The 24912-nt window shown below is 49.5% G+C and carries 23 protein-coding genes; 11 read left to right on the forward strand and 12 right to left on the reverse strand.

The genetic code is table 11. The features are described from left to right. Positions 1 to 29 precede the first annotated feature (29 nt). Genes cobT through CHK_RS04210 form a run of 3 tightly spaced genes read left to right on the forward strand, consistent with a single transcriptional unit; the run spans position 30 to position 3407 of the window. Complete coding sequence (gene cobT, locus CHK_RS04200; RefSeq protein WP_052740298.1) at positions 30 to 1094, forward strand: nicotinate-nucleotide--dimethylbenzimidazole phosphoribosyltransferase; 1065 nt, start codon at positions 30 to 32, stop codon at positions 1092 to 1094. A 3-nt stretch (positions 1095 to 1097) separates the two neighbouring features. After that, positions 1098 to 1586, forward strand: a complete 489-nt coding sequence (locus tag CHK_RS15565; protein WP_131924870.1) for a hypothetical protein — start codon at positions 1098 to 1100, stop codon at positions 1584 to 1586. Between the two features lie 12 nt (positions 1587 to 1598). Further along, positions 1599 to 3407: a M3 family metallopeptidase gene (locus tag CHK_RS04210; protein WP_046442773.1), complete on the forward strand. Its 1809-nt coding sequence runs from the start codon at positions 1599 to 1601 to the stop codon at positions 3405 to 3407. 110 nt (positions 3408 to 3517) lie between these two features. Here the strand turns inward: CHK_RS04210 and CHK_RS04215 are convergent, their stop codons facing one another. From CHK_RS04215 to CHK_RS04225, 3 genes are all read right to left on the reverse strand, one after another. Beyond that, positions 3518 to 5536 (reverse strand): heavy metal translocating P-type ATPase, encoded by a 2019-nt coding sequence (locus CHK_RS04215; protein WP_082103383.1) that lies wholly within the window; start codon positions 5534 to 5536, stop codon positions 3518 to 3520. Positions 5537 to 5818: 282 nt separating this feature from the next. Then, complete coding sequence (locus tag CHK_RS04220) at positions 5819 to 6115, reverse strand: ArsR/SmtB family transcription factor (RefSeq protein ID WP_197408882.1); 297 nt, start codon at positions 6113 to 6115, stop codon at positions 5819 to 5821. After that, on the reverse strand, positions 6112 to 6690 hold the full coding sequence (locus CHK_RS04225) for an NUDIX domain-containing protein (RefSeq protein ID WP_046442774.1): 579 nt from the start codon (positions 6688 to 6690) through the stop codon (positions 6112 to 6114). The genes CHK_RS04220 and CHK_RS04225 overlap by 4 nt, the downstream gene beginning before the upstream one ends. A gap of 184 nt (positions 6691 to 6874) precedes the next feature. On the opposite strand from CHK_RS04225, the gene CHK_RS04230 reads away from it, so the two are divergent. The 3 genes from CHK_RS04230 to CHK_RS04240 are packed head-to-tail and all read left to right on the forward strand — an operon-like array spanning position 6875 to position 9869. Continuing rightward, the gene (locus tag CHK_RS04230; protein ID WP_046442775.1) at positions 6875 to 9079 is read left to right on the forward strand and encodes a bifunctional metallophosphatase/5'-nucleotidase; all 2205 of its coding nucleotides are present in this window, start codon (positions 6875 to 6877) and stop codon (positions 9077 to 9079) included. Beyond that, on the forward strand, positions 9069 to 9305 hold the full coding sequence (locus tag CHK_RS04235) for a hypothetical protein (protein ID WP_046442776.1): 237 nt from the start codon (positions 9069 to 9071) through the stop codon (positions 9303 to 9305). The genes CHK_RS04230 and CHK_RS04235 overlap by 11 nt, the downstream gene beginning before the upstream one ends. A 48-nt stretch (positions 9306 to 9353) precedes the next feature. Then, positions 9354 to 9869 (forward strand): ferritin, encoded by a 516-nt coding sequence (locus CHK_RS04240; protein WP_046442777.1) that lies wholly within the window; start codon positions 9354 to 9356, stop codon positions 9867 to 9869. Between the two features lie 137 nt (positions 9870 to 10006). Here CHK_RS04240 and CHK_RS04245 read toward each other — a convergent pair whose 3' ends face one another. Next, positions 10007 to 10258, reverse strand: coding sequence for a hypothetical protein (locus CHK_RS04245; protein ID WP_046442778.1), 252 nt, complete (start codon positions 10256 to 10258; stop codon positions 10007 to 10009). A gap of 106 nt (positions 10259 to 10364) precedes the next feature. Here CHK_RS04245 and CHK_RS04250 point away from each other — a divergent pair, with 106 nt between their 5' ends. Next, the gene (locus tag CHK_RS04250) at positions 10365 to 11258 is read left to right on the forward strand and encodes an AraC family transcriptional regulator (RefSeq protein ID WP_046442779.1); all 894 of its coding nucleotides are present in this window, start codon (positions 10365 to 10367) and stop codon (positions 11256 to 11258) included. A gap of 169 nt (positions 11259 to 11427) precedes the next feature. After that, positions 11428 to 12957, forward strand: a complete 1530-nt coding sequence (locus CHK_RS04255) for a M1 family metallopeptidase (protein WP_046442780.1) — start codon at positions 11428 to 11430, stop codon at positions 12955 to 12957. Positions 12958 to 13132: 175 nt separating this feature from the next. On the opposite strand, the gene CHK_RS04260 is transcribed toward CHK_RS04255, so the two are convergent. Together CHK_RS04260 and CHK_RS04265 are read right to left on the reverse strand one after the other, a co-directional pair. Then, a complete protein-coding gene (locus tag CHK_RS04260; RefSeq protein WP_046442781.1) occupies positions 13133 to 13741 on the reverse strand; it encodes a TetR/AcrR family transcriptional regulator in 609 nt (202 codons plus the stop codon). Positions 13742 to 13759: 18 nt separating this feature from the next. Further along, positions 13760 to 15157 (reverse strand): MATE family efflux transporter, encoded by a 1398-nt coding sequence (locus CHK_RS04265; protein WP_046442782.1) that lies wholly within the window; start codon positions 15155 to 15157, stop codon positions 13760 to 13762. Between the two features lie 205 nt (positions 15158 to 15362). On the opposite strand from CHK_RS04265, the gene CHK_RS04270 reads away from it, so the two are divergent. The 3 genes from CHK_RS04270 (at position 15363) to CHK_RS04280 (ending at position 19936) form a co-directional block, all read left to right on the forward strand. Continuing rightward, positions 15363 to 16205 (forward strand): sulfide/dihydroorotate dehydrogenase-like FAD/NAD-binding protein, encoded by an 843-nt coding sequence (locus tag CHK_RS04270; RefSeq protein ID WP_046442783.1) that lies wholly within the window; start codon positions 15363 to 15365, stop codon positions 16203 to 16205. Between the two features lie 2 nt (positions 16206 to 16207). Beyond that, complete coding sequence (gltA, locus tag CHK_RS04275; RefSeq protein WP_046442784.1) at positions 16208 to 17602, forward strand: NADPH-dependent glutamate synthase; 1395 nt, start codon at positions 16208 to 16210, stop codon at positions 17600 to 17602. 516 nt (positions 17603 to 18118) lie between these two features. Beyond that, a complete protein-coding gene (locus CHK_RS04280) occupies positions 18119 to 19936 on the forward strand; it encodes an outer membrane protein assembly factor BamB family protein (RefSeq protein ID WP_052740303.1) in 1818 nt (605 codons plus the stop codon). 73 nt (positions 19937 to 20009) lie between these two features. On the opposite strand, the gene CHK_RS04285 is transcribed toward CHK_RS04280, so the two are convergent. The 6 genes from CHK_RS04285 to CHK_RS04310 form a co-directional block, all read right to left on the reverse strand. Next, a complete protein-coding gene (locus tag CHK_RS04285) occupies positions 20010 to 20762 on the reverse strand; it encodes a TrkA C-terminal domain-containing protein (RefSeq protein ID WP_046442785.1) in 753 nt (250 codons plus the stop codon). A 133-nt stretch (positions 20763 to 20895) separates the two neighbouring features. Beyond that, positions 20896 to 21387: a DNA-deoxyinosine glycosylase gene (locus tag CHK_RS04290; protein ID WP_046442786.1), complete on the reverse strand. Its 492-nt coding sequence runs from the start codon at positions 21385 to 21387 to the stop codon at positions 20896 to 20898. Between the two features lie 36 nt (positions 21388 to 21423). Next, the gene (locus CHK_RS04295; protein WP_330379181.1) at positions 21424 to 21966 is read right to left on the reverse strand and encodes a GNAT family N-acetyltransferase; all 543 of its coding nucleotides are present in this window, start codon (positions 21964 to 21966) and stop codon (positions 21424 to 21426) included. Positions 21967 to 22164: 198 nt separating this feature from the next. Continuing rightward, complete coding sequence (locus CHK_RS04300) at positions 22165 to 22419, reverse strand: CPF_0552 family protein (RefSeq protein WP_046442856.1); 255 nt, start codon at positions 22417 to 22419, stop codon at positions 22165 to 22167. 28 nt (positions 22420 to 22447) lie between these two features. Continuing rightward, positions 22448 to 23986, reverse strand: a complete 1539-nt coding sequence (xylB, locus tag CHK_RS04305) for a xylulokinase (RefSeq protein WP_046442788.1) — start codon at positions 23984 to 23986, stop codon at positions 22448 to 22450. Positions 23987 to 24075: 89 nt separating this feature from the next. After that, positions 24076 to 24912, reverse strand: coding sequence for an HAD-IIA family hydrolase (locus CHK_RS04310; RefSeq protein ID WP_046442789.1), 837 nt, complete (start codon positions 24910 to 24912; stop codon positions 24076 to 24078).

The raw sequence follows: 24912 nt of genomic DNA on the forward strand, positions 1-24912 counted from the left end.
AACAAAAAAGAAAAACGGAGGAAAATCATTTGCCAGCCGATACGATTGATTACAAAAAGATAACGCCTCCCCTCCAAAGTGTAATGGACGAGGCCCGCCGCCGTGTGGATTCCCTTTCCAAGCCGCTTGGCAGTTTGGGAAAGTTGGAGGATTACGCCGTACGCCTTGCAGGGATCCGCGGGTTTATGGGCGGAACGCTCGCCAAACGCGCCGTGCTTGTTTTCGCGGCGGATAACGGTATTTACGATGAGGGAATTACGCCCGTGCCACAGGAAGTCACTCCCATGCAAACGCTCAATATTGCAAACGGCATCGCAGGGGTGAGCGTGCTTGCCGCTCAGGCAAACGCCCAGGTGTTTGTCTATAACGTCGGTATTGCAAAACGCCTGAAGCACAAAAACGTGATCGACAGCGTAGTGATGTACGGCACCAACAACATGGTAAAAGAGCCCGCCATGACGCGCGAGCAGTGCGAAAAAGCAATGGAGATTGGCTACAGGGCCGTTGCCGGGCGTACGGATTACGATATCATTGGCCTGGGGGAAATGGGCATCTGCAACACTTCTTCTACGTCTGCCGTTGCATCCGTGCTCCTCAAAAAGCCGGTGGAAAAAATGACCGGCAGGGGTGCGGGAATTTCTGAGGAGCAATACCGAAAGAAGATATCTGCAATCGAAACGGCGATCCAAAAAAACGATCCTGATCCCAAGGATCCCGTAGACGTGATCGCAAAGGTTGGCGGGCTTGACATCGCCGCTATGACAGGGGCTTATCTCGCGTGTGCGCATTTCAAAATACCTGTTGTAATCGACGGCTTTATTTCGGCATGCGCCGCATTGTGCGCAAAGCGCATCGCGCCCCAAAGCGTATTATATATGTTTGCTTCGCATAAAAGCTACGAGCAGGGTTATACGGCCATTGCGCGTGCGCTCGGCCTCTCTCCCGCTCTTTCGCTCGATATGCGGCTGGGGGAAGGCAGCGGATGTCCCCTCATGTTTTATGTGCTGGATGCTTCCCTGCGTATCCTGGAGGATATGGGCACCTTTGAAGATGGCAGTATCGACGCTTCCGGCTTTATCGATTTGCGTGGTTAAAGTATGAAAGAAAGCAGCCTGCGCGCACTCCGGAACTGGCGTTTCTTTTTGGAGTGGGCCACTTTTATCAGCATTGTCTGCATGATCGTCACCTTCGCGATGACGGCAAGCATCCTTCCCATGCCCCCTCCCCCTTCGGATTCGGAAGGCCTGGTGGCAAAATACGGAATGCGTGTTGTGCTGTTTATTTTGTTTGGCCTTGGCGGAGGGCTGTGCGGGCTCCTGTTTTTGTTATCGCGCTTTCCGCGGCTGTACCGTTACCCGGTCAAAATATCCGGCACCAATGTGGAAATCCAATATCATATCGCTAAAATTGCCCTCTGTATCGGACAGTTGATAACGGTCGTGGTAACGTGCATCCTGATGGTGCGCGTTTACCACCAGAATATCACAACCCAATCCGGTGATTTCTGGCAAATGCTTCTGCGGTCTCTGATTGCCGGCTGTATTGTATATCTCGTTTACTTCTTTACCGCAAGGCATTACCGTTAAGGAGGCCCTACTATGAAAAAGAAACTGACCGCTGTTTTTTTGGCGGCGCTCATGTTGTGCGCCACATCTCTTTCCGGCTGTGCAGACATTTACAGGCGGCTCGTCACTGCTATGGAAAGTACGGCAGTCGAATACGGCGCATCCGCCACTGCAGAGCCGTCCGCCATGGAAACCCTTCCGCCAAACCCGGAAAAGGAATACCATATTGTTCCGTTTTCCGAAATGGAATATACTCGTCCGGACGCCGACGGCACGGTCTCGCGGCTCGATGAAATCGCGGAGCTGATCGAAAACGGTGTGGACGTGCAGGAGCTTAAAGAGCTTACGAACGAGGCCGACGCATTGTTCGATCACTTTGAAACGATGGATACCCTTTCGAGCATCCACAGCGATATGGACCTGTCGGACGAATTCTGGCGGGAGGAACAGGGCTATACCTCCACGCATTTCGCGGACGTAAGTATGGCCTATGATAATTATTGTTCCACGCTCTATGCCTCCCCCTACAAGGAACAGATCGAGGAGGAATGGGACGCAGACTATTTTGAATATCTTGGCGACACCATATGGTATACGGAGGAATCGATACCGCTTTACGCAAAGGAAGCGCAGCTAATAAGCGATTATACGGAAATGCTTTCCACCAGTACAATCCTTTATGACGGGCAGGAGCTCTCACTCACGGATATTGAAGCCTTCCCCGATTATGATGCTTACCTGGAGGCGGTCAATCTATGGTACGGCATTTATAATCCCAAGCTTGGCGAATTGTATGTCGAGCTTGTCAAAACGCGACAGCAGCTTGCCGAAGTTTTGGGTTTTGACAGCTATATCGATATGCAGTTCGAATGGAACGATCTAGACTATACGCCGGAAATGGCGCAGTCTTTTCTTGACGACGTCGCAGAATACCTGACTCCGGTCTACCGCCGGCTCACCGGGAATGGAGCAAAATATCTGCCTGAGATCGATATCGGTTTCGCGGATTATTCCGGTTTCCTGAACGAAACGCTTGCAGGAATGGATCCTGCGCTTGCGGAAAATTTTCAGGCAATGCTGGACAATGGTTTGTGCGATTACGAAATCAGGCCCTCCAAATACCCGTACGCCTACACCGTCTATCTTTTCGATTATTCCACTCCTTTTGTCTTCCTCACTTTTTCAGACGACGAGTGGAGCATCTCTACACTGAACCATGAATTCGGGCATTTCAACAGCTATCTTTCGATCCGCGACGAACTGGCGGAAACAACGGATACCGCTGAAATTTTTTCACAGGCCCTCGACCTTCTTGTCTCCAATCATTATACCGGGTATTTTGGGGAAGACGACGGCTATGAATTAAGATACGATACGCTTTCAAGCATTTTTCAGGCCATGGTAGAGCAGCCTTTTTTTGTCGCAATGGAATTTGAAATCTATTCCCTTTCGCCGGAAGAGATCACGGTCGACCGGATCAATGAAATTGCAACAGAGCAGTCCGAGCGGTTTGGGCTACTGGATGCGGAAGGTTTCAATCCATTTGCCGACGGCTGGGTATCTATTCCCCATATTTACAACCATCCCCTTTATACGATCTCTTACGGGACTTCTGCGGACATCGCGCTCCAGTTGTGGGAGCTTTCCCTCACGGATGAACCGGCCGCCATTGCGCTCTACAACAAACTTCTGGCCCGGGAAGAAAGCGCGGAATTTCTGGGGAATATCGCAAGCGCGGGGCTGAACAGTCCCTTTGACTCCGCAGAAATCCAGCGCGTTGCAGGGATCGCGCAAACCTACCTGATAGACGAGGACTGGGAGCCCCGCCAGGAAGCAGCCTGACACCCGGCGTTTGCCCTTTCCTGTCTGCTGCAATTTTATACCCTCACAATAAAAAACGGCACAACCCTTGGCTGTGCCGTTTTTTGAACTCCTTATTCCCAACTGCTTCCTTACGATTTCAACGCCCGCAATGCGTTCAATACCGCAATTAACGTAACGCCGACATCCGCAAATACCGCCAGCCACATATCTATGATACCCGTTACGCCCAGCACCATAAACACAGCCTTCACCGCAAGCGCAAAGATGATGTTCTGCCACACGATACGCCGCGTTTTCTTCGATATCCGTACCGCATCCGGTACGCCTGTCGGCTCGTCCGTCATAAGGACAATATCCGCGGCTTCGATTGCCGCGTCGCTTCCAACGCCGCCCATTGCAATTCCAACATCCGCCCGCGCAAGCACCGGGGCATCGTTGATGCCATCGCCTGCAAACGCTACGCGTCCTTTTTCGTGCTGTATCTGCTCAAGCACCTCCACCTTATCCTGCGGCAGAAGCTCGTAATATGCTTCGTCGATCCCAACCTGTGAGGCGACAGCCTGCCCGATACTCTTTGCGTCGCCCGTCAGCATTGCCGTAGAAATGCCCATGCCCCGAAGCTCCTGCGTGGCCTGTTTTGCATCCGGCTTTATCTGGTCCGCGATCAGTATGCTTCCAAGGAAATTGCCGTCCTGTGCCACATAAAGTACGGTTCCCGGCTCGTCCAGCGTTTTGAAAACAACGCCCTCACGCTCCATCAGCTTTGCGTTTCCCGCAATAATCTTTCTTCCATCCATCAGGGTGGCTTCTACGCCATGGCCCGGTATTTCCTCATATCCGCTGCGCTGCCCGGGCTGCCTGCCAAATGCCGCAAGCACTGATTTTGCGATTGGATGGGATGAATCCGCCTCTGCGCCCGCTGCCGCCTCAAGCACGTCATCCTTTTTGATGCCATCAGCCGGGTATACCGCCTTTACTGCGAATTGACCTTTTGTGAGCGTTCCCGTTTTGTCAAACACCACCTCGCGCACCTCAGTGAGCGCTTCAAGGTAATTGGCTCCCTTCACCAGGATCCCTTTTTTCGACGCGCCGCCAATACCGCTGAAATAGGTCAGCGGGACCGAAACCACAAGCGCGCACGGACAGGATATTACAAGGAAAAGGAGCGCGCGGTAAACCCAGGTCGCCCAATCGCCCGTTATAAGCGAAGGCACGATTGCCACAATAAGGGCCGCCGCACAAACGACAGGCGTATAATAACGCGCGAATTTCGTAATGAATTTCTCTGCATGCGCCTTTTTACTTCCTGCATGCTCCACCAGGTCGAGTATTTTTGCCGCAGTGGATTCACCAAACGTTTTCTCCACACGCAGCTCTAAAAGTCCGCCGCCGTTCACGCTGCCGGCAAGCGCCTCATCGCCCTGGGCAATGTCGCGGGGAAGGCTTTCCCCTGTAAGCGCGCTTGTGTTAAGCGCCGAAGTCCCCGAAAGTACCGTTCCATCCAGCGGTACCTTCTCAAATGGTTTTACAACGATCACGTCGCCTACCGCGACGTCAGCCGGATCTACGCGCTTTACTTCGTCTCCAATTTTGATATTCGCGTAATCAGGCCTGATGTCCATCAGTTTTGTAATGGATTTCCTGCTTTTATTAACCGCCATATCAGAGAGCGTTTCACCAATCATGTAAAACAGCATCACCGCCGTACCTTCCGCAAAGTCTCCCAGAATAAATGCGCCTATGGTCGCGATGGTCATCAAAAAATTCTCGTCGAATACTTTGCCCTTCGCTATGTTTTTTCCTGCCGTAACAAGTACGTTAAACCCAAGCACAAGATAGGCTGCAAAAAAGATTGAAAATTCAACCCATATATTAAGCTCAAACACACTCTTCAGGATATACCCCAGCGCAAAAATAACAATGCCTGTAATAAGCCTTGCAAAATATGTCTTTGTTCCCTCCAGCGCGTGAGCGTGCTCATGCCCGCAGGAACAACCTCCCTCATGATCATGGTCATGCGCGCCAAGCTCGCAGGTGCATTCGCCGTTTCCGCTGACGTGCATATGCTCATGGCTTTTTTCGTGACCGCTTCCACAGCTCCCGTCGTGGCAGTGATCGTGTTCATGCGTGTGTTTTTGTGCCATCATACTTTCCTCCTTCACATGAATATATGTTCATTCGTTCATATGTATTATAACATATATCATTTCCTTGTAAACCCTTTTTGCAAAAATTTTAATGTAATTTGCCAAATAGTTGCGCAGCAGGCATTTGCTATGCAGCAAACCTTAACGGCGGCGCAACCATGAGGCGCCATAAATTAATACGCTGTGCTGTAATGTTCTTTTTGAATTGCTGTAAAAAAGATGATTTTATTTTTTCGCAGACAAAAAAACAGACGCTGTTACACGCCTGCTTTGTATTACCTATTAATGGCGGATATGCTCGAGCACCTGGTCGATCACATGAAGCACATGCTCGTCGTCAAGGCTGTAATAAACGTTTTTCCCATCCTTCCTGCTTTTGATCAGGCGCGCTGCCTTCAAATTTCGCAGCTGGTGGGAAACCGCCGACTGTTCCATTCCCACCGCCTCGCACAAATGAGCAACGCAAAGCTCCTCGCCTTTCAGTGCAAAGATGATGCGCAGGCGCGTTTCATCGCTGAGCATTTTGAAAATCGTGCCCATTTTTTCAATCTCATCCGGCAAAATCCTTCGCGTTGTCATTGTTCTTTCCCCTGGCTTTGCTCCGCTTCCCGCTGAAGCTGCTCCAATATAATATAAGCCTTCAGCACGCACGCCACTGTTTTCGCGTCGCGCAATTCTCCCTTCAACGACATCTCCACCGCTTTTCCAAGCGGAATCTTCTCTACATTGATGAATTCGTCCTCGTCAAGGCACTGCTCCTTCTGCTCTATATTCACCGCCAGGTACAGGTGGATGACTTCGTCCGTAAATCCCACGCTGGGATATATTTCACCAAGCGGCATCATATCCGCGGCAATAATCCCCGTTTCCTCTTTTAGCTCGCGCAACGCGCCTTCATAAGGATCTTCCCCTTCTTTATCCAGCTTTCCCGCGGGAAGCTCGAGAATTTCCATCTGGTAGGGGTAGCGGAACTGCCTCACAAAAAACAAATTGAGGTCCGCATCCACCGCACATACGCACACACCGCCCGGATGCCGCACCACCTCGCGGACTGAGGTATTGCCGTTTGGCAGGCGCACCGTGTCTTTTTCTACCGATATAATAATGCCGTCGTATATTTTCTCCGAAGAAATCGTTGTCTCCTTTAACTCCATAAGACTCTCCTAACATTGCAGTTTTATTTATCATTTATCTTACCACGCCGCTGCGGCAAAATCCAGCCCAGTACAATTCAAAATTGCACAGGCGCTTTATTTTTGATATAATGCAAAAAGGACAAAATACGCTTTGCGCGGAGTCTTTCGCCGGTGGTAACCGGCAGCTATTGGAGGCATTTTTATGCGGTATTTAAAAGCGCCGGCTCTTTTGCTGGCCATTCTTATATTGGTTTCGTTGTTTCCGGCTTACGCCATTGCTGCGCCGGAAGCCAGTCCTGAAATTGAAACTGTCATCAATATCTATCATACCAATGACGTTCACGGCCACGCGCTTGGAAACGAATCTTCCATCGGATATGCCCGTTTTAAAACCTATGTCAAGGAGGACACCGCCGACGGCAAGCTGATTGTGGACGCCGGCGACGCATTTTCCGGCAGCGCTTTTACGAATCTGAGCGAGGGCGAAAGCATTTCCCAGATCATGAATTCAGTCGGCTACAACGCATATGTCCCCGGCAGCCATGATTTTGAATACGGTACCGACCGTCTCCTTGAGCTTGTTGAAGCGTCCGGTACGGACGGTCTTGCATTGAATCTCTTAAAGGACGGGCAGCCGCTGTTCCCTGCCTATCGTATTTTCCAGAAAAACGGCGTTAAAATAGGTGTGATTGGCATTGTATCCCCGGATGTGCCTGCCGTCAACGATCCGAACCAGCTTTCCGGCCTTACCTTCCTCGATAAAAATGACACCATATTTGCAGCGCAGGAAGCCGTTGCCGCACTCCAGGCCGAGAATGTGAACGCAATCGTGGCGCTTACCCATCTTGGCACCTCCGATACGTCAACGCTGAGCAGCATCGATATTGCGACAAGCGTAAGCGGTATCGACCTTATTATTGACGGGAAATCCCATGACGAATACGAAAACGGCTTCAATAGCTATACGGGCTACATTGCGGGCGTAACACCTCCGATTGCGCAGGCCGGCAAATATTTTGAAAGTTTTGGCGTTGCCACATTGAATTTTGACGACGAGAACAATCTGCTTTCAATTTCTGATAAGCTTATCGATTATGAAACGGCGGCAAAATCCGCACCGGATAAAAAAACGGCCGCTATCATTACCGATTTCACACAAGCGCAGCAGCCGATCCTTGAAAAACGGATTGCTTCCACCCCGGTTCTTCTGAATGGAGAATCAGAGTATGTGCGGACCGGCAGCAGTAACTTTGGCATCCTTGCCACAACCGCCATGATGGAAAGTACCGGCGCGGATATTGCTATTTTAAACAGCGGGAGTATTCTTTCTTCTGTTCCACAGGGAGATATTACCTTCGGAGCAATGTATAACGCGCTTGATTTTGATGATTATATTGTGACCACTACGGTCACCGGCGCAGAACTGAAGGAGCTCCTGAACAGCCAGCTTATCTACCAAAAAAGCGGGTTCCCGCAAATTGCGGGATTTACGATTGAAGCGGAACAGTACCTGACTGAAAGCGGCGCCCAGGCTGCGGCAGTAACATCCCTGACAAGAAATGGCGAGCCTGTCCGGGATGATGATACGCTTACGGTCGCGGTTCTCGATTATATGTATCACGGCGGGGATGACTATTCTTTTTCCGCTCCTTTGCTCAAGGAGTACGATACCCTGTTCAATACGGTCGTCTCTTACCTGAATGATACGCCACAGAAAAAAATCGAATCTTTTTCCAATATGACAAATATCATGATCTGGGAGGAAACGATCGACGCGGACAGTATTATTTCCAAGTTGAAGCTTTCTGTGCCCTCCAATATTAATATCTTTTTGAACCAGCCTTCCACGGTTCCTGAAAGCGTGCTGTATAACCTTGTCGGCCAGAACAGGGACCTCGTTTTTTTCCTGCAAAATGAAAGGCCTTATTCCTTTGTGTTTGACGGGGAACGTATTCCTTCCGCTATGAACGCCAGCCTTGTCGCCAGTGTTTCGCAGGAGGTTCCGGAAGGAAAACGTACCGCTTCTTCTGCGGATCGCGAGGCAATCTTTGTAGATCTTTCAAAAAACCAGGCTCTTCCGCCCGATACCTTGCTTAACGTTTATGTCGGCGACGTGTATCAGCCCGGTTCGCTTGTCTACCTTTATTACTATGATCTTAACAGGGATATCCTTCCGCTTAATACGGACGGCATAAAAGTCGATTCCTCAGGCAACATCTCCTTCCCCGTAGTAGGCGGAACCACATATCTTGTGAATTCAAAGTTGCTGAATGCTTCCACTTTGTTTGAAGCGCCTACGCCAAGCAATCCTTTCCTGCCCGGCATTGCCGTTGTACTGGTTATTTTCAGTGCATGGGTGGTATTTTTCCTGATCACAAAGAAAGGCAGCCAAAAAAATGAAAAATGACAATCGCCTGCTTCCCGAGGTGCTTCTCGACGGTACGGGCGTTCCAAAATCACACGCCGTAGGCGGCGCGGTAACCCCTGGTTCTGTTTATGCCCTTTACAATAAAGAGCTCCAGAAAAAGAACAGCCTTGTGGTGTCAAAAAGAACTTATCTCAATAACGATATGCTCCGCGAGCTCGACGTGCAGGCAAAAAGTGACAAAAAAAGCAGTTCCAATCCGGCTTAGGCTATGATAGGATAAAGGTATGAAAAATTTTTAATGGAGGCAATCAAAATGCTTAGTGAAAAATTGGAAAACATGTTGAACGAGCAGGTGAAAAACGAATTTTACTCCGCTTATTTTTATCTCTCGATGGCTGCCTGGTTTACATCCAAAAATTTAAATGGGTTTGCAAACTGGTACACTGTGCAGGCACAGGAGGAGCGCGACCATGCGACTATGCTGATGAACTATATCCTGAGGGTAGGCGGCAATGCTGAATTCCGCGCGATTGAAGCGCCGGATACTGATTTTAAATCACCCATGGATATTTTTGAAAAAACACTCGCGCACGAACAAAAAGTAACCGGCATGATCAACGAGCTGATGGGCGCCGCGATGGATGAACGCGATTTTAAAACACAGCACTTCCTCCAATGGTTTGTAAACGAGCAGGTCGAAGAAGAGGAAAATGCAAACGGCCTGATCGAAAAGCTCAAGATATCAAACAACAGCGAGGGCGGTATTCTATATATGGATAACGAGGCCGCGGCGCGCGTTTATACGCCCGCAACTCAGGCTGCGAACTAATCTGAGGATCGTTCCAGTACGAATATAAGATAGCAGAAAAAAACAGGCGGGTGCGTGAGCATCAGCCTGTTTTTTCTGTTTCCGCAGTTTTTAACCACAGCCTGAAACATACTTTCGTGCACACAACCTGCGCTTCGTTAATGCGCTGCAGATTTTTCCCCTTCGAGCATATAGCAAAGAATGCGCGACGCAGCTTCTGTGCCAACCGGTCTTATCTCCAGCTTGTTACACCGGCTGACATCCAATGTTTTCAGGAACGACAGGAGAAAAGACCTGTTTGCTTTCCAGTCGTAGGCTTTTCCATCCGGCGTTACAAGCGTCAGGTTATCGCCGCACTTGTCCAGGGATTGAAAAAAATGCTGAAAATTTGATACATTATAGATCATCATAGCCATAACCTCCTTTATATTTATAATTATATGGAAAACATATGATTGATTCCATTACAATAAAGCCATATAATATAATTATACAGTCATTTTGCGAGGTTTTCCTATGCAGCTACAGGAAATTGTTATCGATCAGGCTTTGCGTGAATTAACGCCGCGTGGCACACCTGCTTTCCCATTGGAGATGTATTGTAATGACATCTCGGAATTTATCACGCATTACGTGCCCTGGCATTGGCATACGGAAATTGAATTCGGTTATGTCCTGAATGGAAATATGGTAATCGAATACACCGGACACAAAGTAAATTTATCACCGGGCGACGGTTTTTTTATCAACAGCAACGAGCTTCATGCGATGCGGCCGCTTAATGACGGCCCGTGTGAAACTGTAAATATTGTTTTTTCTGCCGAGGTAATTGCGGGCGCCCCGCACAGCATTTATGAAAACAAATATGTTCTGCCGCTGATGGCAAACCGTGAGGTAGCTGTCGTCCCGTTATTCCAAACGGAAGCGTGGCAAAAGTCTTTGCTGTCCCTGCTTAAAAAAGCTTTTCTGGACTATACAGGCGCAGGCTGTGGTTATGAGCTGCTCACAAGAAACCACCTGTCTTCGGCATGGCTCCTCCTCTTTGAAAAATCCGGGCACCCCGCCTTAGCTGACCGCAGGGCGCATAACATCCATATGAAAAAAGCGCTCACGTTTATCCACAAAAATTATATGCAGCCTGTTTCGCTCAAGGATATCGCACAAAGCGCCAATATGAGTGCACGAAGCTGCTGCCGGTACTTCCAGAAACAACTCGGTATGACGCCTTTTGCATATCTTTTGGAATACCGGATCAAAATAGCGGCAGAGCTTCTCCTGAATACCGACAAACCCGTCACTGAAATTTGCTTTGAAACCGGCTTTCACGATGCGAGCTATTTTACAAAAACCTTCCGTGAATTAACCGGATATACGCCCATGTCATTCCGCAGGAACAAATCAGGCTTATAATAAACAGAATTTATCCCACGCCATCCCGGAATGCTTTTATTGCCTTCCTGTTTACATGAAAACTGCTTTTTTTGATATTGATACAATTTGGATGCTTTTATGATACGGTTTGTATACTGCCGCCGGGTATACTTTCCTTACAGTTTTGACACAAAGGAAAGGAACCATCATGAAAAAGTGTATCTCTATCATTATTTCCACCCTATTGTTATTTTCCCTTACAGGCTGCGCTGCAGGCGGAGCGCAGGTCACCCCCGTTTCCTCCGCTCCGCCTGTTGCCTCTGCGGTGGCAGGCACAGCCCTTCCGCAGCAAACCGCGGCCGAACCTTCCGCTTTGCCCATTGCGGACAAGCTTGCTGGAAAAGCCCTGAACGCCTTCAATCTTGATGTTACGCTCGATCCGGAGAATCATACGCTCGAGGTGTCGCAGCTGCTCGATTATCATAACAGCACGGATACGCAGCTTTCAGAAATCTATTTCAATCTCATCCCGGACGCGTTTGAAGAGAACGGCGGCGGGATCGACCTGTCTGCCGTCACCGCCGGGGGGAGCGACGCCCTTTTGCAGCGCGGGGAACAGACTGTGTTCAGCATGCCTCTCTCCACCCCGCTCGGTACAGGCGAAACGCTGTCCATCCAGATGGAATACACTGTGCGTATCCCCGATATCCAGAACCGTTTCGGATATCAGGAAAATGTATACAATGTCGGCAACTTCATCATCACCCCCGCCGTATATGACGAAAACGGCTGGGCTATCGAGCCGTACGCAACGCTGGGCGACGCGTTTTATACGGATATCGCCAATTACGACGTTGCCATCCATGCACCGGAGGGATATACCGTTGCGGCAACAGGAGACCGGCAGGCGAACGGGAGTTTCCATGCTGAAAAGGTGCGCGATTTTGCATTTTGTGCAAGCGACGGATATGATACGCTCGAAGATACGGTGGACGGTATTTCCGTTACGGTTTATTACGGCGACAATATGGCAAAAACAGCGGCGCGCATGATGGAAACGGCCAAAAAGGCGATATCCCTGTACAGTGGTATGTTCGGCGCATATCCATATGATACGCTATCCGTCGTCTCAAGCGGCCTTACCGGCGGCGTCAACGGCATGGAATACCCCACGCTTATTATGGTCGGTACTTTCGTGACACTCGACAATATGGAGGAGCTGGGTATCGATCCGGCAATCCCTGAAGATCTGGCCTACTGCACAGCTGATATTGACAGGGCCGTGGCGCACGAAATCGCACACCAGTGGTTTTATGGCGTAGTAGGTAACGACCAGATCAGATATCCCTGGCTCGATGAAGGACTGTGCCGGTTTGCAGAATATTTATATCTTGACGCTTATCCGGTCGAGAATTTGGACGACGGCTACTCGCTCGAGCAGTCGCTGACCTTTGAACACCAGTTTGTCATGGAGGACAATGAATTTGGCGCGGTGGACTTAAGTCTTTCGCTGTACGACTGGCAAAAGCAGGAAGCCGCAGACTACAGCGGAATTTATAACCGCACCGCCAGCCTGCTGTACCAGATGCGCGTGCAGATGGGCGAAACTGCGTTCTCAAAAGCCATAAAAGAGTATGTGGATACGTTTGCTTACGGTTTCGTAACGCCCGAAGGCTTTCAGCAATTCTGGAATGGTAAGGATGATTTTTCAGAGCTGTTCACACTGTATTTTCAGTAACTTCATGCTTGAAATAATACAACTGATGTTTAAAGCGATTGCCGCAACGTGCGGGAAGCGCCCGTTCAAATTTGAGTTGATTCCAATAGATTGTGTAAAAAACAGGCGTATGGCAATCGGCATACAATGTTCCGCCAGCCTGCCATACGCCGAATTTTTTTATTCTCTTTTTCCTTTACTTTTTAACATCCGTTTTCTTTTTGGGAAGCTCGCATTCCTTCTCAGCATAAGCGATCAGCATACGGTACACGAGATTGGAGCGCTCCTCCACATCCCCCTTGCCATAAAGGGAGATTGCATTGAGCATCCCGAACAACAGCTCGGATAAAACCTCTGCCTCCCCTTCTGCAAGCTCCCTGCCGCATTCGGAAAACACGCGGGTAATCAGTTCAATAAACAGCTGCTGTACCTGCTTGCGTATTCCAAACAACGTACGTTCGATGTATTCTTTATCCGATTCAAAATTAACGACCTGGTTGATCACATCCTGCGGCGTTTCTGTCATCCGTGCGATGAAGCAATAGATCGCACCATAGAAGGCTTCTTTCGGCTCCTTACCGAAAACCGTCCCCATAAATTCAACCATTATCTGCTCGATCTCTCCTGCAAGCACCTGCGCAAGCAGGGCTTCCTTATCATCAAAATGCGTGTATACCGTACCTACGGAAAGCCCGCTTACCTCCGCAATCCGGCGCATGGACAGGCTGTCGTAGCCCTCCTGATGATAAATTTCAAGGGCGGCACTGATAATCTTTTGCGTAACGTCTTCAATTTTCTTTGGCATAATTATTATTCTCCCTGCTTATTGTTCTTCATTTGGGTTAAGAAGCCCAAGGGCGTATTCCTCTTTTGTTATTTTGATATATTTGAATATTCGAACCGCAAGTACCACGGCAATGATTCCTGAAATAATATCCGCAACGAGCGGCGATATCATGATTCCCCACAGCCCCTGCGTAGTCGCAAGCACAATTACCGTCGGAATCAGGCACACCCCCTGCCTCGAGATGGACAGGATCATCGCCCCCGCAGCTTTTCCGAACGCCTGATGCGTCATCATCATGATCAGCGTAAACGCCGTAATGGTAAAGCCCGCCGTAAACCATTGCAGCGCGGGGACGCCAATTTCCATCACATAAGCGTCCGTTGTGAAAAGCGTCATCATTGGCACCGCAAAAAAGTTGCATAAGAGCGTAACTGCAAGGCCAATCAGCAATGCCACGGCAATACCAAAACCCATGGCGGATTTCAAACGGTCAAATTTATGCGCGCCGAAGTTATAGCCCGCCACAGGCTGATAGCCCTGCGCAAACCCAAACACAAGTGCAAATCCCAGGAACTGAATACGGTTTACAATGCCAAAAGCCGCAATCGCCGCATCCCCGTAAGGCTTTGCACATACGTTAATTACCGCAAACCCAACCGCAGCCAAAAGCTGTGTTAAAAACGTAGACGAACCGATCCTCGTAATATAGGAAATAATTTCCCTGTCAAACCGGAAGCCCTTCAGCCGAAAAGGCGCAATCGTTTTTTTTCTCCAGTAGTTGGAGGAAAGTATCACAAATGCGACTACCTGGGAAAGCGCAGTCGCAACCGCGGCGCCCAGTACGCCCATTTGGAATGTAAAGATAAAGATCGGATCGAGAACGATATTCAAAACAGCGCCGATCACCATGCCGGTCATGGACTGCACTGCACTTCCTTCCGAACGCAGCAGATTATTAAACGCCATATTGGTAAGCTGCACCGGCGCGGCGATAAACATCACAAGCGCATAGTCGAGCGCCAGGCCAATCGTCCCCTCCGACGCCCCAAGCGCAAGGAGCAGCGGCTTTGCAAAAATACAGCCCAAAACGGCCACCAAAACGCCGGACAGAAAAGAAAGGGTAATCGTTGTGGTTGCAGTCCTGCCCGCCTTCTCTTTTTCTTTCGCGCCAAGCAGCCTTGAAAGATAGGCCGCGCCGCCCGCCGCAAACAGGATGGAAAGCGCCTGCGTAATCAGCATAACCGGCATATAGACCGATACCGCCGCCGTACCAAGATAGCCTTCCGGCGAAATGCTGACAAAGTACGTATCTGCCATATTGTAAATCGCCATAACAGCCATGCTGATAATGGCGGGAATCGCCAACTTTATGATCGCGCTGGGAACCCTGGCAGTCCCCATCATCTCCGCGCGTTTATCAATCGCTTCATCCATATCTAGTCTCCCCCGGATTTTTAACTGAACGCCCGTTCATTTACAAATATAATCTTATTATGAGTTGAGCCTAATGTCAATCAGTTTGTGAAAATCGTTTTCTACTTTCATAAGTTCCTTTTGCTCTTGTGTATTGCTGTTTTAGTAGTTTATAATGGTAGAAGTGCCACTAATAGGACAAAAAAATTGTAATGGGGAGATTATCATGTACAAAATTTTAAAAAAAGAGGAACTTGCAAACAATATTACCAAGATGGTAATCGATGCTCCGTTGATTGCAAAAAAAGCACAAAGCGGACAGTTTCTTGTTTTACGCACGCATGAAAAGGGCGAGCGTTTCCCTCTGACGATTGCAGACTTCGACCGCGAAGCCGGCACCGTCACGATCATTTTTGCACAGATCGGCAAATCGACGCAGTATTTGGGTACGCTGCCCGAGGGCGGCGAGATACTGGATGTGGTTGGGCCGCTTGGCGTTGCATCCCATTTTGATCCGTCCATTAAAAAAGCGGCGGTGATCGGCGGCGGGCTCGGCTGCGCCATCGCGCTTCCGCAGGCGAAACACCTGAAACAAATGGGCGTATCTGTTGATATGATCGCCGGATTCAAAACAAAAGATATTATTATCCTGGAAGAAGAGATGACAAATGCGAGCGATAACCTCATCATCACAACGGACGACGGCTCTTTCGGTTTTTCCGGATTTGTAACCGACGCGCTCAAAAAGCAGATCGAGGACGGCGTAAAATATGACGTCGTAGTTGCGATTGGTCCGATCCCGATGATGAAATTCGTATCCAAACTCACAAAGGAATATGGAATCAAAACCATCGTTAGCATGAATCCCGTCATGATCGACGGCACCGGAATGTGCGGCGGCTGTCGCCTTACCGTTGGCGGAAAGACAAAATTTGCATGTATCGACGGCCCGGATTTCGACGGACACGAGGTCGATTTTGACGGCGCAATGCGCCGCCTTTCGATGTACGACGGGCTGAAGGAACGCGAAGAGGACTGCAGGCTGATCAAAATGGCGGAGGAAAAATAACGATGGAAAGAAATATGTCTCTTGAAAAAGTAAAAATGCCGGAGCTTGACGCCGACGTCCGCTCAAAAAACTTTGAGGAGGTCGCCCTCGGCTATACGGCGGAAATGGCGCAGGAGGAAAGCCTGCGCTGCCTCGAATGTAAAAACCGCCCGTGCGTCGCGGGATGCCCGGTACAGGTCAATATCCCTGAGTTTATCCACGAAATCAAAGAAGGCAACTTCATGGCCGCTTATAAAAAGATCATTGAGACCAACGGCCTTCCCGCCGTATGCGGCAGGGTTTGCCCGCAGGAAAGCCAGTGCGAGCAGCTGTGCGTGCGCGGTAAAAAGGGCGAACCGGTCGGTATCGGGCGGCTCGAGCGTTTTGCTGCGGATTATGCGATGTCCCAGGGCGCGCTTGGCGATAAAAACGTCGCCCCCAAAAAGGGAAAAAAGGTCGCCGTTATCGGCAGCGGCCCGTCCGGGCTTACATGTGCCTCCGATCTTGCCAAAGCAGGCTATGACGTAACCCTGTTTGAAGCCTTCCATACAGCGGGCGGAGTATTGAAATACGGTATCCCGCAGTTCCGTCTTCCCAAGGAGATCGTAGACCTTGAAATCAACGTACTACGGGAAATGGGCGTTGAAATCAAGCTCGATATGGTAATTGGTAAGATACTGACCATTGACGAACTAAAAGAAATGGGCTACGAGGCAATCTTCATCGGCAGCGGCGCAGGACTTCCTTCCTTTATGAATATCCCGGGAGAAAACCTCAACGACGTTTACTCCGCAAATGAATTCCTGACACGGATCAACCTCATGCACGCATATGAATATCCATCCTACGATACGCCCATCAAGCCTTATTCGAGCGTAGCTGTAATCGGCGGCGGTAACGTTGCGATGGATGCGGCACGTTGCGCCAAACGCCTTGGAGCGGGCCATGTATATATCGTATACCGCCGCAGCGAAGCAGAAATGCCGGCGCGTCTGGAAGAAGTGCATCATGCAAAAGAGGAAGGAATCGATTTCCGGCTTCTGGAAGCCCCAATCGAAATCATTGGAGACGAACAAGGCAATGTAACAGGAATGAAAAATATCCGTATGGAGCTTGGCGAACCCGACGCTTCCGGCAGGCGCAGGCCTGTTGAGATCAAAGGGAGCGAATATGTGATTCCTGTTGATGCTGTTATTGTCGCAATCGGCCAGTCTCCCAACCCGATGATCAAAAACTCCACACCCGAATTGAAAACGGAATCGTGGGGTGGAATTATTACAAACGAAGAAACCGGCGAAACATCGATCCCCGGCGTATATGCAGGCGGTGACGCGGTGACCGGAGCAGCTACCGTTATCCTGGCAATGGGCGCCGGAAAAACGGCAGCAAAGAGCATCGACGAATATTTGAGCAAATAACCGGAACGTTGTTCCACAAAAAAAACTGTGGCTTTTCGCCACAGTTTTTTTATACATTTTTATGTATAAAATTTGTTATTTTTATACCTTCCCCAAAAAAATATTACATTTTTTTATTTTCCTATTGACATTTTTGGAACCGCTCAACCACGCCTTTTTCCTTTTGTGGATAACTCAATTTTATTTCCACGCACCCATACAGCAAAAACCGCTTCACAAAGCCATTTTTCCAGTCAAAAGTTATCCACATTTTTCTGTGGATAACTCTCCTTTTTAGCATAATAATGCGGGTTTTACGGTTGCGGATAACCTGTTTTTGCTTCACGCGGCTTTTACTTCGTTTTTTCAGGTTCTTTGCCAGTTTTTTACATGAATATTTTTTCTTTTTAATGTATAATTAATTTGTTTCTTTTTGCCGCGCAACATGTTTTTTCTAAAATTTTCCACTACCATTTTAAAAAAAGTTAAATTTAAGGTATAATAGATATCATTCGAAAAAATGTGAAGGAGCATACCATGTCTCGCCATTTTAGTTATCGCGAGCCGCGCTACCCGCGTGGCCATAATTATCGCCCGCGCAAGCGCCTGCGCGTCGGCCGTTTGATTATTGTGATCTTAATTTTTGCGGCTATTATTGCCGGCATTATATTCGGAGTCCTGTTTTTGACCAAACAGGGGCCATTCGCTTCCGGAGCGTCTACTCCTGAGCCTTCCGCGACACCATCAGCGGAAGAAACAGCGGCTGCCGCGCCCTCTTCTACTCCAACGCCCAGTGCGGCTCCCACAATCGATCCGGGTAACTTTACGGTCGCCGCCGTTGATTCCACCCTTCCCTCAGCATTCGGATTTCAGACAGAAATCGAGCAGGACGGCGCGTCCGTCGCCGAATATACACGCACGCGGCCTATCAGCTTCCCCGCTGCAAGCGACTATACGGGCATGAAGGGAATTACGACCTTCCGCAGCAATAATTACCGTGACCAGGGAGCCTTCGGTTCCGCAGATATCACTGATAAAAAGCTTGAGAAGCTGTGGTCGCAAAACGGTACTGCCGTGGAACCGGCAGGAATCAATTCCTCCGCGCAGCCGCTTATTGCACAATGGGATACCGATATCCGGCAGATGATGAACTTATATTCCGATAAGAAGTCCGACGATGGACTGATTGAGGTCATCTATCCGGCTATGGACGGAAAAATATATTTTATGGACCTGAGCGACGGCAGCTATACGCGCGATCCAATTAATACCGGTTTTGCCGTAACGGGAACGGCTGCACTCGATCCACGGGGATATCCGCTGCTTTATGTTGGACAGGGAACCGGTCTCTCCGGCACGGACCAGCACGACAATGTTTATCTGTACGTATACAGCCTGATTGACGGTCAGCTTCTTTACAAATATGGTGCGGAGCAAAAGGATCCGTTTGCTTACCGCGAATCCTGGCAGGCATACAGCGGTTCCCCGTTGGTTGCCGCCGATGCGGATACGCTTGTGTGGGCGGGAGAAAACGGTATTTTATATACCGCCGTCTTAAATTCGGAATTTGACCGTGCGGCTGGCACGGTGTCCATCAATCCGGATACGCCCGTCAAATACCGTTATACAACGCCCAAAAATGCGGACGACACGCAGCTCTCCGCCGATACTCCCCGCAAATACGGCACCATTGCCTCCGCAGCCGCATGGAAAAACTATTTGTTCCTGACAGACAGCGGCGGCTGGCTGCAATGTATCGACCTGAATACAATGACGCCCGTTTATGTGCAGGACCTGATCACAGCAACGGACGCTTCTCCGCTGTTGGAACAGACACAGGATGGCCTTTTCCTGTACGTTGCCTCCAAGGCGTCGCTGCAACCGCAGGAAGGACAGAAAGGAACGGCGTACCTTCGTAAGATAAATGCGCTGACCGGCGAAATCGTTTGGCAGACGCCCTACGACTGTTTGTCAGGAGGCGGCGCATCCGCCTCGCCGGTACTTGGTACCGGTACGCTTTCAAATATGGTGTTCTTTACGGTCGCCCAAACGGACGCTTCGCAGGAAAGCGGAAAGCTTGTCGCACTGAATACGGATACGGGCGAAACGATCTGGGAGCACGAAATGGACCATTATGGCCTTTCTTCGCCTGTCGCAGTCTATACGCAGGACAATACCGGCTATCTGCTCCAGGGGAACAACAACGGCATCATGACGCTTCTGGATGGAAAAACCGGCGAGGCTCTTGACCGCGTTTCCCTTGGTGGAACAACCGTCAGCACACCCGCGGTAATGAATGATATGCTTGTTGTTGGATCGAGCAACGGCAGCATCAATGGCATCCGTATCAAATAAAGCTTCAACAGCAAAGCCCCGTGCCAAAAGGCACGGGGCTTTTAATATACCGGCTTTTTCTGATCCGGAATCGCTATTCCAGTTCTTTTTCTTCCTCTTTTTTTACAGCCTCCAACGAGGCCCGTCCGTCCTGCGTAACAAAAAATAAATCCATAATCTTTTGTAACCGCCCGAATAACACCAGTTGGTCATCCGCCTCGATTTTAGTATCCTTTGTGATATAATCAAGCACCTCTTCCTTCCGTTTGATAATAATCAAATGGATGCCGTATTTCCCTATCATATCAAACTCGCCAAGTGTTTTCCCATCGATGACGCTCGGTACCTTTTGCACATGGATTCCCGCGATGACGCCCTTTGCATATTGTTCTATCACGCTGATCACATTGACATTCCCACGGAACATAAACCGCTGTCCCATTTTTTCGATGATATTATTAAACTTCGTTTTCACCTTTGGCACACGCTTTACCACCATAAATACAACGAAGATGATCGCCAGAATCACAGTGAGCGTCCAGAGGTCTGCCTGCACCGCGCGGGGCAGGTTCATTACCACATTAACAAAAACTGTGATGATCGTAACCGAAAAAATATACCCAAACAGCATCACCGTCCGCGCAAGCTTCCTGCGCAGTAGCTTTGACACCACAAGCTCGCTTTCCTTGGTGGTGTAGCCGCTGTTTGTGAGCAATGAAATCACCTGGAATTTTGCTTTTTCTTCCGTCATGCCGGACATCCTGAATAAAATCGTAAATATGTCGATAATCAGGATATACGCCACCGCGACGGCAAAAAAAAGGGAAATTGAAACCGAAAGACTCATCTGTTATTCCTCCATGACCGTATCGTTTGCACAATGGGTAAGCCGCCATTTATCTATCGTGCGATGATCCGGCCACTTTTTGTGTCCCGCCGGCAAAATATCTTTTCCCATTACGCCAAACTCCTGTCTCTTTCTATAAATAATCCAATATTTGCGCCCATGACGCAAGCAGCTTGTCCATATCTGCTGCCGCGTTTGCCGGGCTTGTGGACGGCAGGCAAATACACTCCCTCCTTGTGACGGGAAGGCAATGCCTTTGATATAATTCATAAGCCTTTTTTCCGTTTGCAAACACCATATGTATTTGCGCCGCGTCAAATATCTTTGAAAAATCATTTGCCTGCGGATTCCTGATCGACGCATCAGCGCTTGCATGGATATCGCATGAACGCAGCACATCAAACAACGCAATCCCATTTTTGAGAAGCATTTTCTTTTTCCCTGCGATATCATTGGGAAATTCGCAATGAAGAAGCGTCCCCAAAACTTTGTAAAACCGGTTGCGTGGGTTTCCATAATAAAATTGAACCTCACGTGATTTTACCGACGGTATGGTGCCCAGTATCAATATTTTCGAATGGCAGTCACAAACCGGCTCAAATGTATGAATCACCCTTTGCGTCACGTAGTTGCCCCTCCCGTATTATATCATAATTTTCAGCTATCGCGCTTCCTTCAGGAGGGCATATATGCACGAATCCAGAATTTTTCCACACTTAAATACACTTTTTTCCAAAATGCCTTCCAGCCTGAAGCCCGCTTTTTCAAGCACCCTGCGCGAACCTGTATTGGAAGCGAATGGTTCTGCAAAAATGCGGACTATGCCATAGCGGTCAAAAACGATCCCGCATATCCTGCGAACCGCTTCCGCCATGATTCCCTTTCCCCAAAAAGGCTCCGCCAGCCAGTAGCCAAGTTCCGCGCTCTTTTCATAAACGTCGCTTCCCAGAAAGACGCCAATACTTCCCACCGCCCGGCCTTCGACTACGATTGCACGGGCACACTGCCGCCGTTCATCATTTTGCATGCACGAGAAAACAAATTCCTTTGCGTCTTCCCATGTGTATGGATAAGGAAACGCATTTCTCAGGTTACGCGCAATATTGGGGTTGTTCGCGTATTCCGCCACATCGTCTATATATTTTTCATCCCATCTTTCAAGCTCGAATACCATCGCAGCCTCCTGTTTTTTACATGGTATCATCCTGTGTTAAAGAAAGCAAGAATATCGCCTGTAACCAGGAAACGAACTCCTGTTTTCTTTGTAAGCCGCACAAAATTTTGTACACCTGTGGTTGTTGGTGGGGATGGCCGGAAGCGCTGAAATACCCGTCTGTACAGGGCAGGACAATCAAAAAAATCCCGCCTTATTTCAGGGCGGGATTTTTTGTTTGAATGCTTTTTAGTTCAGGTCGAGCATTTTTGCGGTTACGCCTTCCACGTCATTGAACGCGGCAACCATCTTTTCAACGGTTTCTTTGTCACCGCATGCCTGCAGCATAATCACCCCGTCATCTGCGCAAAACTCCTCGCTCGTCTCATGCAGGCCGACGCGCATTTTGATGTTGCACCCATATTCTGTCAGAGCCTGTTGCAGTTTAATGGCATTGCTGGTGCGGTGGTTTAACCTCAATCCGATAATGTAATAACAATTCATTTTTACAAACTCCTTACCATTCATTTTATTATCGATAAACACGGCAGCGCCGCGCAAACCGTATATTTTNTTCCGCAGCCATCCGGAACGTATCCTTCAGGTCATAGTACAGCTTATCGTATATCTTTTTGACCTTCTGGTATTTTACGTGGTTCCCGGCGATTGGTTCTATGACTTCCTTTACGCTGTGCACCTTTTCCGCATCCTCAAGGCTTTCGTAAATCCCCTCGCCCACGCCGGCAACGAGCGCCCCGCCATAGGCTCCGCCCTCGGCCGCCCCGGCAAGTATCTTGACCGGGAGGTTGAAAATATCCGCAACGATTTGTTTCCACAGCTTTGAATTTGCACCGCCGCCTGAAAGGATTACTTCCTTTATTTTGAGCGATTCATTTGTTTTCAGGATCAGCTCGTACATCTGGTATAAACCGAAGGTCACGCCCTCCATGACGGCCCTTGCCATATCGCCTTTATTTGTAAGCAGAGACAGACCGTAAAACACGCCGCGCGCGTCCGGATCAGGATAAGGGCACCGCTCTCCCGTCAGGTAAGGCAGGAATATCACGCCGTTTGCACCCACGCTCGATGCTTCCGCTCCTTCGTTGATCTCCACAAAGGGCTGTGTGCTCTCGCTGTAGAAGGTATTTTTATACCATTCCATGGAACCCGCGCACGAAAGCTGGCAGCCAAACGCCATATACTTGCCATCCGCGTTATTGCAGAAAAACTGGAGTCTTCCGCCCTTGTTTTCTCCAAAGCTGTCCATTGCAGTCGCAACGACGCCTGACGTCCCCATCACAACGCCCAGCGTCCCTTCCTTCACAATCCCCATGCCGGTGTTCTGGATGACTGCGTCCCCGCCGCCGCCATATACGGGCAAGCCTTCCGGCAAACCTGTTTCTTCAAAGGCCTTTTCTGTTACGCGCCCAGTCCTCTCGTCGGATTCCACAACCTTTGGAAAAATCGCTTCATCGAGACCGATTTTCTCAATCAGTTCTTTGGACCATTCACGCCTTTGCACGTCAAAAAGCCCCGTCCCCGACGCTTCCGAGGCATCCGTAACGAGCTCTCCCGTCAGGCAATAACGGATATAATCCTTTGGCATCACAAATTTTGCAATGCGCGCATAGTTGTCCGGCTCGTTCTTCCTTACCCACAAAAGCTTACTACCCGTAAACCCGGTTACCATTGTATTGTTGGTGTAGGCCACAAGCACGTCAAGGCCGCCCGCCGCTTTTATGATATCCCGGCATTCCTCATCCGTACGCTGGTCGTTCCACAGGATCGCATTGCGTACAACACGGTGGTCTTTGTCCAGCGCCACCAGCCCGTGCATCTGCCCGGAAAGCCCAACCGCGACAATTTTTTCTTTGTCCACACCGCTGAGCACTTCACGAATCGCATCCTTTGTCCCGCGCCACCAATCCGCCGGATCCTGCTCAGACCATGCCGGCTTTGGCGTATGCAGCGGATACGTTTTTGTGACGGACTTCAGGACTTTTCCCGTCTCATCCGCAACCAGGCATTTTACCCCGCTCGTCCCAACGTCGATTCCCATCAAATATTTCATCGTGTCACCCTTTCATAACAGGCGCTTTGCGCCATAGAGCTTTTTACGGGTATTTATATCAATGGATACTAAAGTCAGAAAATTACTTTTCAGCGTATTGCGCTGTAGATATCGTATACGCTGTCCAGAATGTAGTCAGGCGCAACGTCGCCCTCTACGATGTCCTGATAGCTGATCTCGCCGGAAAGCACTGCAATCCCGACGATTCCGCCATTCACGGCAGTTTTGATATCCGTATACAGGCGGTCTCCCACCATTGCGGTTCTTTCCTTTTTGGCACCGGTTTTTGCAAGGATATAGTCCACCGTTTCACGAAACGGTTTGCCGACAAACTTTGGCTCCACACCCGTCGCGTGCGTAACAAGACACGCCATAGAGGCGCAGTCAGGCAGGAACCTGCCGCCGTCAAGCGGGCATACCCGGTCTATGTTCGTAGCGACAAACGGCACTCCATCCGCTACCAGCCTGCACAGCGCATCCGCCTTGGCAAAGTCAAAGGACGTATCAAAACCAAGCACCGCAAAATCCGCCGTTTTAGTGTCCGCAGGCAGCAGCGTTATTCCCGCGTCGCGGAATTGGCGGTTAAGCTCCGGCGTGCCCGCAAGGTATACCCTGGGATCGCTGGCGTGTGTTTTCAGGTAATGTATCATTACGTCGCCGGAGGTCATGATGTTTTCGCGCGTCATTCCGGAAAAGCCAAGCCTCTCCAGTTTTTTGACATAATCCAACGGCGCCTTTGAAGAATTGTTGGTAAAGAAATAAAACGGCACGCCTTTTTCCTGCATGAACTCGATATATTCCTTCGCCCCGTCAATCAGCCGTTCCCCCAGGTTGATCGTCCCGTCCATATCGAGCACAAAGCACTCGATGTCCTTTAAATCCGCGGCCTGTGGGTTCACCTTGCCCCGCTGTTCCTGATTTTGCAT

This window comes from Christensenella hongkongensis (genome assembly GCF_000981035.1).
Taxonomy (GTDB): Bacteria; Bacillota; Clostridia; order Christensenellales; family Christensenellaceae; genus Christensenella; species Christensenella hongkongensis.